The sequence below is a fragment of the Burkholderia catarinensis genome, assembly GCF_001883705.2.
Lineage (GTDB): Bacteria > Pseudomonadota > Gammaproteobacteria > Burkholderiales > Burkholderiaceae > Burkholderia > Burkholderia catarinensis.
In genome coordinates, this window is sequence record NZ_MDEQ02000008.1 from 322410 (window position 1) to 336965 (window position 14556).

Genomic DNA, 14556 nt, shown 5'->3' on the forward strand with positions numbered 1-14556 from the left:
AGAGGGCCCCTTGAAACGAATCGTCATTGCCGGCGTCGCACTCGCACTGCTCGTGCTCGTGCTCGTGCTCGTGCTCGTGCTCGTGCTCGTCGCGGCCGGCGGGCTTGCGTTGCGCGGCCTGTCCGATTTCGAGTTGAAAGACACGAACGCGTCGACGCTCACGTTCCGCGCCGGCGACGCCGGCCTCGTCGGCACGCTCGCGCTGCCGGCCGGTGCGCCCGACGCGCCGATCGTGCTGCTCGTCCACGGCGACGGGCCGCGCACGCGCTTCTCGGACGACGCGATGCTGCCGCTCGTCAACAGCCTGCTCGATGCCGGCATCGGCGTGTTCGCATGGGACAAGCAAGGCACCGGCCGCAGCGGCGGCGACTGGCTCGCGCAATCGATGCAGGATCGCGCGAACGAAACGATCGCGGCAATGGCACGCGTGCGCGCCGCCGCCGGGCCCGCGCACAAGATCGGCTTGCTCGGCTTCTCGCAGGGCGGCTGGGTCGTTCCGCGCGTCGCGAATGCCGTGCGGCCCGCATTCTCGGTGATCGTCGGCGGCGCCGTCAGCTGGCGCCGGCAAGGCACTTACCTGACGCGACAGCAGCTCCAGGCAACCGGCCTGCAGCCGGATCGAATCGATGCGACACTGGCCGCCGAGCGACGCAGCAACGACGCGATCTTCGGTCAAGCGGACATGCCGGCCGATCCGCGCCGCCGCCCCGACATCGAGCCGCACCGCTTCGGCTTCATCGCGCGCAACTACCTGGAAGACGCATCGCAGGCGCTCGCGACGATGCAGGGGCCCGTGCTGGCCGTGTGGGGCGCGCTGGATCGCAACGTCGATCCGGCCGACGAGGCGAACGCTTATGCGCACGCGTTCGCGCACCGGCCCGACCGGCGCGCGGTAGTCGTGCCCGGCGCGACGCATGCGTTGCTGCGCGCCGGCTGGTTCGACTACCAGCTCGAGTCCGACTGGCCGAAGTGGAAGACGTGGCTTTACATGGCGCTCGGGCGCCGCGCGTATGCGCCGGGTACGCTCGGCCCGATCGAGGCGTGGATCCGGTCGCAGTGAACACATGTGCAATACGGCGCCGCCACCCATGGCGCCGCGCCTGAAACGGGCAATACGGGCCGCGCCGATCGACGTGGCCGCATCAAGGAGAGGTCTCAATGTATTCGTGGTTTGAACGGCGCCTGCCGACTTTCCCGCTCGAAGATCCCGTCACGCCGCCGCGGGGATTCTTCTCGTTCGTCTGGGCGTGCACGAAAGGCGCGCGCGGCTGGATCCTGCTGATCGCGCTGACGTCGGCCGCGCTGGCCGCGTACGAAGCCGCGCTGTTCGCGATGATGGGCCGCGTGGTCGACTGGCTGTCGTCCGCGACGCCGGCGGAATTCGGCGGCCGCCACTTCGGCGCGCTCGCCGGTTTCGCGGCGATCCTCGCCGGCAGCGCGCCGCTGATTGCCCTGCATACGATGGTCAAGCACCAGGTGCTCGCGGTCAACTTCCCGATGCGGCTGCGCTGGCTGTTTCACCGGCTGATGCTCGACCAGAGCCTGTCGTTCTACGCGAACGAGTTCGCGGGCCGCGTGACGACCAAGATCATGCAGACCGCGCTCGCGGTGCGCGACGCGCTGTTCATGTCGGTCGACGTCGTGATCGGCGTCACCGCCTACCTGATCGGCATTCTCGTGCTGGCGGCGAGCTTCGACTGGCGGCTGATGATTCCGCTCGTGCTGTGGGCGCTCAGCTACGGCGCGGCATGCGCGTATTTCGTGCCGCGCCTGGGTGCCGTCGGCAGCCGGCAGGCCGATGCGCGCGCGCTGATGACGGGCCGCATCACCGATGCGTATTCGAACATCACGACCGTGAAGCTGTTCTCGCACACGCGGCGGGAAGCCGACCACGCACGGCGCGCGATGGAAGCGTTCAAGGCGACCGGCGACACGCAGATGCGGCTCGTCAGCGCGTTCGAGGTCGTCAACCATCTGCTGTCGACGCTGCTGCTGGTCGGTTCGGCCGGGCTCGCGCTGTATCTGTGGATGCACGGCGACGCGAGCGCGGGCGTCGTCGCGGCCGTGATCGCGATGGCGCTGCGCCTGTCGAGCTACTCGCACTGGATCATGTGGGAGATGACCGAGCTGTTCGAGAACGTCGGCACGATCCAGGACGGCATCAACACGCTGACGAAGGTGCACAGCGTGGTCGACGCGCCCGACGCGAAGCCGCTCACGGTACAGCGCGGCGAGATCGTGTTCGACAACGTGCAGTTCGCGCACGAGGACAACGATCGCGCGGTGTTCGACGGGCTGAACCTGACGATCCGTCCGGGCGAGCGGATCGGCCTGATCGGCCGCTCGGGCGCCGGCAAGTCGACGCTCGTGAACCTGCTGCTGCGTTTCTACGACGTGGGCGGCGGCACGATCCGGATCGACGGGCAGGACATCGCGCACGTGACGCAAGACAGCCTGCGCAGCGCGATCGGTATGGTCACGCAGGATACGTCGCTGCTGCACCGGACGATGCGCGAGAACCTGCTGTACGGGCGCCCCGACGCGACCGAGCACGAGATGCAGCATGCGGCCGTGCGCGCCGAGGCGTCCGAGTTCATCGACCGGCTGCGCGATCGCCACGGCCGCAGCGGCTACGACGTCGAGGTCGGCGAGCGCGGCGTAAAGCTGTCGGGCGGCCAGCGGCAGCGCGTCGCGATCGCGCGCGTGATGCTCAAGAACGCGCCGATCCTCGTGCTCGACGAAGCGACCAGCGCGCTCGATTCCGAGGTCGAAGTCGCGATCCAGCGCAGCCTCGACACGCTGATGAGCGGCAAGACGGTGATCGCGATCGCGCACCGGCTGTCGACGATCGCGGCGATGGACCGGCTGATCGTGCTCGACGAAGGGCGCATCGTCGAGGAAGGCACGCACCAGCAGTTGCTGCAGGCGGGCGGCATTTATGCGGCGCTGTGGGCGCACCAGAGCGGCGGGTTCCTCGGCGAAACGGCGGATGCGGAGGGCGCGGAGCAGTAAGCCGCTCAGCAGGATGCGCGCGACGCGCGGCCTCGTTGCCCAGGCCGCGCGTCGCGCCGGACACGACGACCCTACAACCGCACGATCGTCGATTTGAGCTCGGTGTACTTGTCGAGCGCATGCAGCGACTTGTCGCGGCCGTTGCCCGACTGCTTGTAGCCGCCGAACGGGAAGTTCATGTCGTCGCCGCCGTCGCCGTAGCAGTTGACCCACACGGTGCCTGCACGAAGGCGCCGCGCAACCCCATGCGCGGTCGAGAGATCGGCCGACCATACAGCCGCCGCGAGCCCGTACTCGGTGTCGTTGGCAATGCGAACGGCTTCGTCGACGTCGTCGAATGCGATCACCGACAGCACGGGCCCGAAGATCTCCTCCCGCGCAATCTTCGCATCTGGCTTCACCTCGAATACCGTCGGCTCGACATAGAACCCACCCGTCTCCTCGCGCACGCGCGCGCCGCCCGTCACGAGGCGGCCCTCGTCGCGTCCGAGGCCGATATAGCCCATCACGCGATCGAGCTGCGCGCGATCGACGATCGCCCCCATCGTCACCGAAGGGTCGAGCGGATGCCCGGGCGCGAAGCGCCGCGACGCGTCGACCAGCTTCGCGACGAATGCATCCTTGATGTCGCGATGCACGAGCAGGCGCGAACCCGCCGTGCACACTTCGCCCATGTTGAAGAAGATCGCGTCGGCGGCCGCCTGCGCGGCACGGTCGAGATCGGGGCAATCGGGCAGCACGATGTTCGGCGACTTGCCGCCGAGTTCGAGCCATACGCGCTTCAGATTCGACTGCGCGGCGCACGCCATGATCTGCTGCCCGGTGCGCGTCGACCCGGTAAACGCGATGCAGTCGACCTCGCGATGCAGCGCCAGCGCCCTGCCCGGCTCCGCGCCGCCCGGCACGACGCTGAACACGCCCGGCGGCACGCCGGCGTCGCACGCGAGCTGCGCGACGCGGATCGCGGTCAGCGGCGATTTCTCCGACGGCTTGAGCACCACGCTGTTGCCGGCCGCGAGCGCCGGCGCGAATTTCCACGCGGCCATCAGCAGCGGGAAATTCCACGGCACGACGGCCGCGACGACGCCGATCGGCTCGCGCGTGACGAGCCCGACGAGATGACGGTCGGCCGGCGCGACCTCGCCACCGACCTTGTCGATCGCTTCCGCATACCAGTCGACGCAATGCGCGGCGGCCGGCACGTCGATCGCCGTGGTATCGGCGATCGGCTTGCCGGTGTCGAGCGTCTCGAGCAGCGCGAGCTCGTCGAGGTGCTCGCGCATCAGCGCGGCCCAGCGCTGCAGCACGGCCTTGCGGGCACGCGGATTCATGCCGGCCCAGACCTGCGCGTCGAACGCGCGGCGCGCGGCCGCGACCGCGAAGTCGACGTCGCCGGTGCCGCAATCGGCCACGTGCGCGAGCACGCAGCCGTCGATCGGGCTCACGCAGGCGAAGGTCGCGCCGGCTTGCGCATGGCGCGCTTCGCCGTCGACGAATGCGCGCCCTTCGATCCGCAGCACGGCCGCGCGGGCCTGCCAGTCTTCGAATGTCGGTTGATTCATGCGTTTCCTCGTGAAAAGTCGCGCGTCACGATCCGCGAACCGGATCGATCGGCGTGAAGATGCCCGCGCGCGCCTCGATCGCTTCGCCCGCGGCGAGACACAGCGCCTCCTGGAAGCGTCCGGCGACGAGCTGCACGCCGGTCGGCACGCCGTCGCGGATACCGGTCGGCACCGACAGCCCAGGCAGCCCGAGCAGCGCGGTCGCGAGCAGCGGCCCCTGCCGGTCGACGATGTCGCGCATCGCGTCGTCGCCGCGCAGGTCGGCGTCGATCGCGAACGGCTGCGCGCACGACACGGGCATCAGCAGCAGCGGATAGCGCGCGAAGAATTGCTGCCAGTCGCGCAGCAGCGCGGTGCGCCGCGCGAGGCCGTTCATGTAGCCGGCGAGGTCCAGCGGCGCGGCCAGATTGCGCTGGCTCGCGAACGCGGTGCGGATCGCCGCGTCGCCGTGCTGCATGATCACGTCGCCGAGCCCGCTGCGCGCTTCGTTGGTCACCAGATCCAGCCACAGTTCGCACGCTTCGGCGATCCGCGGCGGCTCCGCCTCGTCGACGATGCAGCCGGCGTCCTCGAGCCAGCGCGCGGCCTGCCGGATCGCGTCGACCACCGCCGGATCGGACGGCACGCCCGGCAGCGCCGGGCATACAGCGACGCGCACGGGGAACGCGGCATCGCGCGCGGCCGGCGTGACCGGCATCCACCATGCGTCGCGCGCGTCGCCGGCCGCCATCGCGTCGAGCGCGAGGCGCAGATCGCCGACCGTGCGCGCGAGCGGCCCCTGCACGGACGCGAGCTGCACGGCGAGCGTGCGATCCTTCGACTGCGTCGGGTTGTAGGCGGGCACGCGCCCGGTGCTCGGCCGCAGCCCGGCGACGCCGCATGCATAGGCCGGATAGCGGATCGAGCCGCCGAGATCGTTGCCGTGCGCGATCGCGCCGATGCCGGCGGCCACCGCCGCAGCCGCGCCGCCGCTGGAGCCGCCCGGCGTCAGCGACGGATCCCACGGATTCGACGTGCGGCCGTGCAGCTCGTTGTCGGTGAACCAGCGGTATGAAAACGCCGGCGCGTTGCTGCGCCCGATCACGATCGCGCCGGCCTTGCGCAGGTTCGCGGTCACCGGGCTGTCCTCCTGTGCGATCAGGCCCGAAAACGCGCGCACGCCGTTGGTCGTCGCGCATCCGGCCGTGTCGACGTTGATCTTCACGGTCACCGGCACGCCGTGCAGCGGGCCGAGCGATGCGCCGCGCGCGATCGCCGCATCGGCTTCCGACGCTGCCTGCAACGCGCTGTCGGCCATCACGTCGACGATCGCGTTGATGACGGGGTTCACTGCTTCAAGCCGCTGCAGGCAGCTGCGCGTGAGTTCGGTTGCCGACACGTCGCGCCGCGCGACATGCGCGGCCATCTCGGCCGCGCTGAGACGCCACAATTCCTGGGTCATGGGTTGCTCCTCGTTGATCTCGATGGGTGGGTTGACTCGGCCGCGCTACGCGCGCGGCTGCCCGGCCTGCGGGGCGTGCGACGCATAGATCTTGCGGCACGTCTCGACGACTTCCCACGTGCCGCGAAAACCCGGCGGGATCACGAACCGGTCGCCGGCGCGCAGCACGCGTTCGCGGCCGTCCGCGTCGCGCACGATCGCGACGCCGCTCAGCATTTCGCAGTACTCCGACTCGTCGTAGGCGATCGTCCAGCGGCCGGGCGTGCATGCCCAGATCCCGCAACTGAACTGCCCGCACGGGCTGATGTAATGATGCGACAGCGTCTGCACCGGGTCGCCGTCGAGCAGCAGTCCGCTCGGCACGCGGCTTTGCGTGAGCTTGGCCGGTGCCCGCATCAGGTCGACGAGATTCGTGATGTTGGTCATGAGTGCCTCCTGGGCATGAGTGTGTCGAAACGTTGCGGTGCCGCGCGGCCGGGCGGGCCGGCCTGCGCGGGTCAAAGCAGGTCCATCGTCCGGTGCCACGCCATCGCGAGCGCGAGCAGCGGCGTGCGCAACAGGCGTCCGCCCGGGAAGTCGCGATGACGAATCCGGCCGAACAGGTCGAAGCGCGCGGCCTGCGCATCGATCGCTTCCGCGATCAGCCGCCCCGCGAGGCCCGTCACGTTGACGCCATGCCCGGAAAATCCCTGCGCGAAGTACACGGTCGGCTCGAGCCGGCCGAAATGCGGCGCGCGATTCATCGTCGCGTCGATCAGGCCGCCCCATGCGTAGTCGATCCGCACGTCGGCAAGCTGCGGGAACGTCTTCAGCATGTCGCGCCGCATCGCGGCCACGAGGTCGCGCGGCGTGCGCGTCGAGCTGCTGGCCTTGCCGCCCCACAGCAGCCGGCGATCGCGCGTCAGCCGGAAATAGTCGAGCGCCGAATTGCAGTCGCTGATCGCCGCATCGGCCGGCATCGTTTCGGCCGCGCGCGTGCCGCCGAGCGGCTCGGTCGCGATCAGGTAGGTCGCCACCGGGATGATCTTGCGCGCGAGCGCCGGCGCAAGCTGCCCCAGGTATGCATTGCAGGCCAGCACGACGTAGCTGGCGTCCACGTGCCCGCGCGCGCATGTGACGCGATGATGCTGCGCCGTTCGATCGAGCGAGAGCGCGGGCGTGTCCTCGTGGATCGTCACGCCGGCGTCGCGCGCCGCGCGCGCGAGGCCGAGCGTGTAGTTCAACGGATGCAGGTGGCCGCTGCCTTCGTAACGGAGACCGCCGAGGTAACGGTCCGACGCGACGAAGCGCGGCATGTCGGCGCGCTCGACGATTTCGTAGCCGCGATAGCCGAAGCGGCTCGCCGCGGTATCGCGCCACTTGCGCAGCGCGTCGACATGGCGCGGCTTGTTCGCGGCGGTCACGTAGCCGAAGGTCAGGTCGCAATCGATGCCGTGACGCTCGACCCGCTGCCTGACGATGTCGACCGACTCCAGCCCCATCGCCCAGACGCGCCGCACGTCGTCCTCCGGCAGGTAGGCGGAAAACGTATCGATGTCGCACGAGTAGCCGGCGATCAGCTGGCCGCCGTTGCGGCCGCTCGCGCCCCAGCCGATCTTCGACGCCTCGACGAGCACGACCGAATGGCCGCGCTCGGCGAGATCGAGCGCCGCGGACAGGCCGGTGAGCCCGCCGCCGATCACGCAGACGTCGGCGGCCACGGCCCCGTCGAGCGACGGATGGCGCACGCGCTCGTTGACTGTCGCTGCATAGTACGACTGAACATGTTGCTGCTTCTTGAACTTGAGCATGAGTAAGACTCGCGAACGGCGTCGCGTCAGAACGCGTAGATGAGTTGGGTGGCGAGAAGGTCGTTCGACTTCGCATACGACCCGTCGTGACGCAGGAAGACCTTGTTGCTCGCCCAGTCGTGCCGGTACTCGACCTTCACCGTCACTTGCTGGGTCGGGTAGAACAGCAGGTCGAACGCGGCGGCCTGCCGCGTCGCGCCCGTGCACTCGAAGCCGACGCCGCCGTTCGCCTTCGACATCGCGAGGCAGTCCGCATCGATGCCGAAGCCGTTGTTCGGATCCATCCCGTTGCCGTTCAGGCCGATCGACGAACCGCCGCCGCCGTTCTTCCGGTTCACGAGCAGGTCGTAGCGCAGCGTCGCGCCCATCCGGCCGACCACCGGCGCATTGAACTTGCGGTGCGCGAGCAACGACAGCCCGAACCACTGCGCGAGACCGCCGTTGAACGCGCCGTGCTGCTGCTGGCCGTAGTCGAGCTCCGCGTTGTACTGCGCATCGGCGAGCGTGTAGGTTGCGTCGGCTTCGCCGAAGAAGAACGCGCCGTACGCGCTCGGCGCGTTGCCGCCCACGCCGTAGCGCACGTTGCCGGTCGCCGGATCGATCGCGCTCACCAGCGTCTGGCGGCCGATGTTGATCGAGCCGCCGACGTCGAGCGCGCTGCCGTGCATGTAGTCGACGCGCGCGGTAAAGGTCGGTACCTTGTTGCTCGTCGTGATCGGGTCGCCGAGCGCGTTCACGCCGGTCTGCGTAACCGCGCCCGCGCTGCGGAACTGCTCGTTGCCGACGAAGAACTTCCACGCCCAGTGGCCGTCCGCGCTCTGATAATTGATGCCCGCGCCGATCGACGAGCCCGGATCGGAGAAGTCGTACAACAGGTTGTGCGTGAGCGCGAGCATCTGGTTCGACTGCTGGTACTCGTAGCCGCCGAAGCCGAGCACCAGCCCGCCGACGAATGACGTCGTGCCCGACAGCGGCACCGTGACGACCGCCGTGTTCACGATGTTGAGCCCACTCGCGCCGCTGCCCGTCATCATCGACAGGCCCGCGCCGCGGTTCGGCATCAGCGTGATTTCCGCGGACGGCGCGGTCGGGCCAACGCCGAACGTCTTCTTGATGTCGAGGAATACGTCGCCGAACGTGCTGTTGTAATAGGTGTAGGCGTTCTCATGGTTCGCGAACTGGAACGACGACGTGCCGCCGCCACGGTTGTACACGTAAGTCGGGTCGAGGTAGCCGGTCACCGACAGCCCTGCGATCGGGCCCGTGCGCGCGGCATCGGTCAGCGAGTCGACCTTCAGTTGCTGGTTCGCGACCTGCTGCCGGATTTCCGACACGTCGTCGTTGCTCAGCACGGCCGGCGCCTGCCCGTAGCCGGGCACGGACGGGTCGGCCGGCGCCGCACCGGCCGCCGCGTTCGACGAAACCGGTGCGGCCGCCGGCTTCGCGGCGAGCTGCGATTGCAGCGCGTTCATCTGCCGCTGCAACACCGCGAGCTGCTGCTGCAGCGCCCTGATCTGGTCGGCGCTCGAATTCGCGGCAGCCAACCCCGGCAGCGCGCCGGCGATCAGCGCGCAGAGTATTTTCTTTTTCATCGCATGTCTCCTTGTCGTTCGTCACTTCGTGGGATGCGGTACGCGGTCGTGCAACGGGGCGCGGCCGGCGAACGCGCGGGCGGCAAGGCAGGCGACGAAGCAGGCGGCGAGGCCGGCGCATCCGGTGCGGATGCCGCGAGCCGCGCACGCGCGTCGCGCGCCTGCCGCCGCTCGCGGGCCAGCATCGCGCGGTTCACGACGACGATGCCGATCGTCACGACCGTGATGAACACGGTTGCGAGCGCATTCATCTCCGGATTCAGCCCGAGCCGCACGCGCGAGAACACGACGAGCGGCAGCGTCGTCGCGCCGGGGCCCGACAGGAACGCGGACAGGATCACGTCGTCGATCGACACCGTGAACGCGAGCAGCCAGCCGGACACCAGCGCCTGTGCGATCAGCGGCAGCGTGATCACGAAGAACACCTTCCACGGCCTCGCGCCGAGATCGAGCGCGGCCTCCTCGATCGAGCGATCGAGCTCCTTCACGCGCGACTGCACGATCACCGCGACGAACGACAGGCACAGCATCACGTGGCCGATCCAGATCGTCAGCCAGCCGCGCCCGGCCGGCCAGCCGAAGGTCTGCTGCATCGCGACGAACAGCAACAGCAGCGAGATGCCCTGGATCACTTCGGGAATCACCAGCGGCGCATTGATCATCGCGGCATACAGCGTGAAGCCGCGAAAGCGCCCCATGCGGGCCAGCACGAAACCGGCCCAGGTTCCGATCGCGACCGATGCGGTGGCCGTCAGCAGCGCGATCTTCAGCGACAGCCACGCGGCCGTGAGCAGTTCGCCGTCGTGCAGCAGCGCGCCGTACCACTTCAGCGAGAACCCCGACCACACCGTCACGAGCTTCGACGCGTTGAACGAATAGACGACCAGACTGACGATCGGCACGTACAGGAACAGAAAGCCCGCGCCCAGCACGCAGGCGGACAGGATGCGATTCGCGCGGGTCATGGCTGCGCCTCCCCTTCGGCCTGGCTGTAATGGAGCAGCGCCATCGGCGCGAGCAGCAGCAGCACCATCGTCACCGTCACCGCGGACGCCATCGGCCAGTCCATGTTGTTGAAGAACTCGTCCCACATCACGCGGCCGAGCATCAGCGTGTTCGCGCCGCCGAGCAGTTCGGGGATCACGTACTCGCCGACCGCCGGGATGAACACCAGCAGGCTGCCCGCGACGATGCCGTTCTTCGACAGCGGCAGCGTGATGCGCCAGAACGCGGACCACGGCGTCGCACCGAGATCGTTCGCGGCCTCGAGCAGCGTGAGATCCATCTTGACGAGGTGCGCGTACAGCGGCATCACCATGAACGGCAGGTACGAATAGACCATCCCGATGTAGACGCCCGCGTCGGTGTGATACAGGCGCAGCGGCGTCGCGATCATGCCAAGCGCCGCCAGCGCATGATTCAGCAGCCCGTCGTCCTTCATGATGCCGACCCATGCGTATACGCGGATCAGGAACGACGTCCAGAACGGCAGCATCACGGCCATCATCAGCAGGTTGCGGCGAGCCGGCGCCGCACGCGCGATGCAGTACGCGATCGGGTAGCCGGCCAGCAGGCACATCAGCGTCGACGCGGCGGCCATCTTCAGCGAGCTGACGTAGGTGTTCAGATACAGGTCGTCCTGCAACAGCAGCGCGTAATGCTTCAGCGACAGCACGACCTGCACCGTGCCGGCCTCGACCCGCGCGAGCGCGGTGTACGGCGGGATGCCGAGCATCTGGTCGGCGAAGCTGATCTTCAGCACCAGCACGAACGGCAGCGCGAAGAACACCGCGAGCCACAGGAACGGCACGCCGATCGCGACGCTGCGGCCGGACGGCAGGAAGCGCGACAGCGCGGCGAAGCGGCTCGGGCGCGACCGGCCGGCGCCGGTGCTCGCGGCGGCGACTGACACCGGCGCGGACGGCGTGGAAGCAGGGTTTCTCATCATGTCGTCCTCACTGGGTCAGCACGACGCCGCTGGCCGGCGACCACGACACGAACACGTCGTCGTTCCATGCCGGCGCGCTGTCGTGCATCAGGTGCGAGCTCGACAGGTTCGACACGACCGTCTTGCCGCTCGGCAAACGCACGTGATACAGCGAGTAGCTGCCCATGTACGCGATGTCGGTCACGACGCCGCGCGCCCAGTTGTGCTTCGAGCCCGGCTTCTCGCGCGACACGTGCACGCGCTCCGGGCGCACCGAGATGCCGACCGGCATGCCGAGCGGGCCGGTCACGCCGTGGTTCACAACCATCCTCGCTTCGAGATCGTCGCTTTCGACGAAGATGTGATCGGGCTCGTCCTCGACGACGCGGCCCTCGAACAGGTTGGTCGAGCCGATGAATTCCGCCGAGAAGCGGCTGTTCGGGAACTCGTACACCTCGCCCGGCGCGCCGATCTGCACGATCTTGCCTTCGCTCATCACCGCGAGGCGGCTCGCCATCGTCATCGCCTCTTCCTGGTCGTGCGTGACCATCACGCAGGTCACGTCGACCTTCTCGATGATGTTCACGAGTTCGAGCTGGGTCTTCTGGCGGATCTTCTTGTCGAGCGCGGACATCGGCTCGTCGAGCAGCAGCAGCTTCGGGCGCTTGACCAGCGAGCGGGCGAGCGCGACGCGCTGCTGCTGGCCGCCGGAGAGCTGGTGCGGCTTGCGCTGCGCGTACTTGCTCATCTGCACGAGCGCGAGCGCGTCGGCCACGCGTTCCTTGATCTCGTTCTTCGGCGTGCCTTCCTGCTTCAGGCCGAACGCGACGTTCGATTCGACCGACATGTGCGGGAACAGCGCGTACGACTGGAACATCATGTTCACCGGGCGGCGGTACGGCGGCAGCGACGCGAGGTCCTCGCCGTCGACGAAGATCTTGCCGGAGGTGGCCGTCTCCAGCCCGGCGAGCATGCGCAGGAGCGTCGACTTGCCGCAGCCCGAGCTGCCGAGCAGCGCGAACAGCTCGTTCTTCGCGATCGTCAGGTTCACGTTGTCGACAGCTGTGCTGTCGCCGAATTTCTTCACGACGTTTTCGATGCGCACGAAGGCGTCGTTTTGCGTACGGGCCGCGGCGGCCGGTTGGGTCTGTCGTGCAGCAGCGGAAGAGGGTATCGATTGCATGGGAGTCACCATTCGTTCTTCACGGATTTCAGGCGTGAGCGTCCCCGCACGAGGCGCGCAACGCGACTCGCGGACAACGGCTCGTGCCGGATGGAACAGTGCGCGGTGCGCGCGAGCGGACGGAGGTCCGCGGATCTCAGGCGGGCAGGCGTGGAGCGATACCTGCGCCGCCGTGATGCATGGCGATCAGTGGCCGGTTTTCAGTTGCGCCCACAGGCGGTTCTGGAGGCGCAGGATGTCGGCCGGCATCGGCTTCATCAGCACCATCTTCTTCAGCACGTCTTCAGGCGGGTAGACGGTCGGGTCCTGCGCGACGGCCGGCGTGACGAACGGGTGCGCGGCCTTGTTCGCGGTCGGGTAGAACACCGTGTTGGTGATCGCCGCGTTGACCTTCGGATCGGACACGTAGTTGATCCACACCAGCGCAGCTTCCGGGTGCGGCGCATCCTTCGGGATCACCATCACGTCGAACCACAGCAGGCCGCCTTCCTTCGGGTTCGAGAACTTGATGTCGTACGAGCGCTTCGCTTCCGCCGAGCGGCGGTGCGCGATGCCGACGTCGCCCGACCAGCCGAGCACGACGCACACGTCGTTGTTCGCGAGATCGTTGATGTAGCCCGACGAGTTGAACTGGGTGATGTACGGGCGGACTTTCTTCAGGACTTCGAAGGCAGCCTGATAGTCGCCGGGGTTCTTGCTGTTCGGATCCTTGCCCATGTATTGCAGCGTGGCGGCAAACACGTCGACGGCCTGGTCGAGGAACGACACGCCGCAGCTCTTCAGCTTTTCCATGTTGGCCGGGTCGAACACCAGTGCCCAGCTGTCGACCGGCGCCTTGTCGCCGAGCGCCTTCTTCACCGCCTGCGCGTTGTAGCCGATGCCGTCCGTGCCGTAGGCCCAGGGCACGCCGTACTGGTTGCCCGGATCGGCGTCGGCGATCATCTTCATCAGCAGCGGGTCGAGGTTCGCGAGGTTCGGAATCTTCGACTTGTCGAGCTTCTGGTACACGCCGGCCTGGATCTGCTTGGCCATGTAGTTCGACGTCGGCACGACGATGTCGTAACCCGAACTGCCGGCAAGCAGCTTCGCCTGAAGCGTGTCGTCGCTGTCGTAGTTGTCGTACTTGACGTGGATGCCCGTCTGCTTCTGGAAGTTCGGGATCGTGTCCGGCGCGATGTAGTCGGACCAGTTGTAGACGTTCAGCTCGTCGGCCGCATGCGCCGACGGGCTGGCGACCGACGTGAACGCTGCCGCGGCGGCAAGGGCGGCAACAGAGCAGGCTTGGCGAAGTAAGCAGGCACGCATGGTGGAATTCCCTTGGGTTATGGCGGCGTGCGGCGCCTGCCGCACGCCTGTAGGCAAAGCCGTTACGAAATACCCAGTTGCTGGGCGGTTGCATCGACGGCCTTCTTTGCCTTCGACACGAGTTCATCGATTTCCTGGCGCGAGATCACGAGCGGCGGCGACAGCAGCATCCGGTCGCCGGTCGCGCGCATGATCAGGTTGCCGGTGAAGCAGAAGTCGCGGCAGATCGTGCCGACGTCGCCGCCGTTCGCGAAGCGGCGGCGTTCGGCCGGCGCCTCGGCAAGCTGCAGGCTCGCGACGAGGCCGTGGCCGTGCACTTCGCCGACGATCGGGTGACGCGCGAAGGTTTCGCGCATCAGCGCCTGGAAGTACGGGCCCGTGTCGGTCTTCACGCGCTCGACGATCCCTTCGTCGCGCAGCAGCTTCAGGTTCGCGACCGCGACGGCCGCCGCGACCGGGTGACCCGAGTACGTGAGGCCGTGGTTGAATTCGCCGTTGTCGATGATCGGCCGCGCCACCCGCTCGTGAATGCCGACCGCCCCCATCGGCACATAGCCCGACGTGAGGCCCTTGGCCATCGTGATCAGGTCCGGCTCGAAGCCGAAGTGCTGGTGTGCGAACCATTCGCCGGTGCGGCCGAAGCCGCCGATCACTTCGTCGGCGACGAGCAGGATGTCGTACTTGCGGCAGATCCGCTGGATTTCCGGCCAGTACGTCGACGGCGGGAAGATCACGCCGCCCGCG

The 14556-nt window shown here is 68.1% G+C and carries 12 protein-coding genes; 2 read left to right on the plus strand and 10 right to left on the minus strand.

Annotated elements, in window-relative coordinates:
• The first annotated feature begins 10 nt into the window (after window positions 1-10).
• Together BFF94_RS15885 and BFF94_RS15890 are read left to right on the plus strand one after the other, a co-directional pair.
• Window positions 11-1060 carry an alpha/beta hydrolase family protein gene (locus BFF94_RS15885; RefSeq protein ID WP_372454204.1) on the plus strand — a complete coding sequence of 350 codons (1050 nt, stop codon included), beginning with the start codon at window positions 11-13 and terminating at the stop codon, window positions 1058-1060.
• 98 nt (window positions 1061-1158) lie between these two features.
• Complete coding sequence (locus BFF94_RS15890; RefSeq protein ID WP_128844669.1) at window positions 1159-3012, plus strand: ABC transporter ATP-binding protein; 1854 nt, start codon at window positions 1159-1161, stop codon at window positions 3010-3012.
• 71 nt (window positions 3013-3083) lie between these two features.
• On the opposite strand, the gene BFF94_RS15895 is transcribed toward BFF94_RS15890, so the two are convergent.
• The 10 genes from BFF94_RS15895 to BFF94_RS15940 all read right to left on the minus strand — a co-directional run.
• The gene (locus tag BFF94_RS15895) at window positions 3084-4574 is read right to left on the minus strand and encodes an aldehyde dehydrogenase (RefSeq protein WP_219139531.1); all 1491 of its coding nucleotides are present in this window, start codon (window positions 4572-4574) and stop codon (window positions 3084-3086) included.
• 25 nt (window positions 4575-4599) lie between these two features.
• Entirely contained in the window at window positions 4600-6015 is a 1416-nt protein-coding gene (locus BFF94_RS15900) for an amidase family protein (protein ID WP_219139532.1), read from the minus strand.
• A gap of 45 nt (window positions 6016-6060) precedes the next feature.
• Window positions 6061-6441, minus strand: a complete 381-nt coding sequence (locus tag BFF94_RS15905; RefSeq protein WP_128846451.1) for a cupin domain-containing protein — start codon at window positions 6439-6441, stop codon at window positions 6061-6063.
• 71 nt (window positions 6442-6512) lie between these two features.
• On the minus strand, window positions 6513-7805 hold the full coding sequence (locus tag BFF94_RS15910) for an NAD(P)/FAD-dependent oxidoreductase (RefSeq protein WP_128846448.1): 1293 nt from the start codon (window positions 7803-7805) through the stop codon (window positions 6513-6515).
• A gap of 26 nt (window positions 7806-7831) precedes the next feature.
• On the minus strand, window positions 7832-9397 hold the full coding sequence (locus tag BFF94_RS15915) for a DUF3138 family protein (RefSeq protein ID WP_219139533.1): 1566 nt from the start codon (window positions 9395-9397) through the stop codon (window positions 7832-7834).
• Window positions 9394-10362, minus strand: coding sequence for an ABC transporter permease subunit (locus tag BFF94_RS15920; protein WP_246637329.1), 969 nt, complete (start codon window positions 10360-10362; stop codon window positions 9394-9396). Before BFF94_RS15920 ends, BFF94_RS15915 begins: the two co-directional genes overlap by 4 nt.
• On the minus strand, window positions 10359-11342 hold the full coding sequence (locus BFF94_RS15925; protein ID WP_219139534.1) for an ABC transporter permease subunit: 984 nt from the start codon (window positions 11340-11342) through the stop codon (window positions 10359-10361). The genes BFF94_RS15920 and BFF94_RS15925 overlap by 4 nt, the downstream gene beginning before the upstream one ends.
• Window positions 11343-11352: 10 nt before the next feature.
• Window positions 11353-12507, minus strand: coding sequence for an ABC transporter ATP-binding protein (locus BFF94_RS15930; protein WP_219139535.1), 1155 nt, complete (start codon window positions 12505-12507; stop codon window positions 11353-11355).
• 186 nt (window positions 12508-12693) lie between these two features.
• The gene (locus BFF94_RS15935) at window positions 12694-13812 is read right to left on the minus strand and encodes a polyamine ABC transporter substrate-binding protein (protein ID WP_128849213.1); all 1119 of its coding nucleotides are present in this window, start codon (window positions 13810-13812) and stop codon (window positions 12694-12696) included.
• 62 nt (window positions 13813-13874) lie between these two features.
• Window positions 13875-14556, minus strand: a 682-nt coding sequence (locus BFF94_RS15940; RefSeq protein WP_219139536.1) for an aminotransferase class III-fold pyridoxal phosphate-dependent enzyme, incomplete at its 5' end; no start/stop codon positions are given.

Excerpts from the sequence above, each read along its gene's own strand:
- BFF94_RS15890 (WP_128844669.1), top strand. The coding sequence starts at position 1,159 with ATGTATTCGTGGTTTGAACGGCGCCTGCCGACTTTCCCGCTCGAAGAT.
- BFF94_RS15895 (WP_219139531.1), bottom strand. The coding sequence starts at position 4,574 with ATGAATCAACCGACATTCGAAGACTGGCAGGCCCGCGCGGCCGTGCTG.
- BFF94_RS15900 (WP_219139532.1), bottom strand. The coding sequence starts at position 6,015 with ATGACCCAGGAATTGTGGCGTCTCAGCGCGGCCGAGATGGCCGCGCAT.
- BFF94_RS15905 (WP_128846451.1), bottom strand. The coding sequence starts at position 6,441 with ATGACCAACATCACGAATCTCGTCGACCTGATGCGGGCACCGGCCAAG.
- BFF94_RS15910 (WP_128846448.1), bottom strand. The coding sequence starts at position 7,805 with ATGCTCAAGTTCAAGAAGCAGCAACATGTTCAGTCGTACTATGCAGCG.
- BFF94_RS15915 (WP_219139533.1), bottom strand. The coding sequence starts at position 9,397 with ATGAAAAAGAAAATACTCTGCGCGCTGATCGCCGGCGCGCTGCCGGGG.
- BFF94_RS15920 (WP_246637329.1), bottom strand. The coding sequence starts at position 10,362 with ATGACCCGCGCGAATCGCATCCTGTCCGCCTGCGTGCTGGGCGCGGGC.
- BFF94_RS15925 (WP_219139534.1), bottom strand. The coding sequence starts at position 11,342 with ATGAGAAACCCTGCTTCCACGCCGTCCGCGCCGGTGTCAGTCGCCGCC.
- BFF94_RS15930 (WP_219139535.1), bottom strand. The coding sequence starts at position 12,507 with ATGCAATCGATACCCTCTTCCGCTGCTGCACGACAGACCCAACCGGCC.
- BFF94_RS15935 (WP_128849213.1), bottom strand. The coding sequence starts at position 13,812 with ATGCGTGCCTGCTTACTTCGCCAAGCCTGCTCTGTTGCCGCCCTTGCC.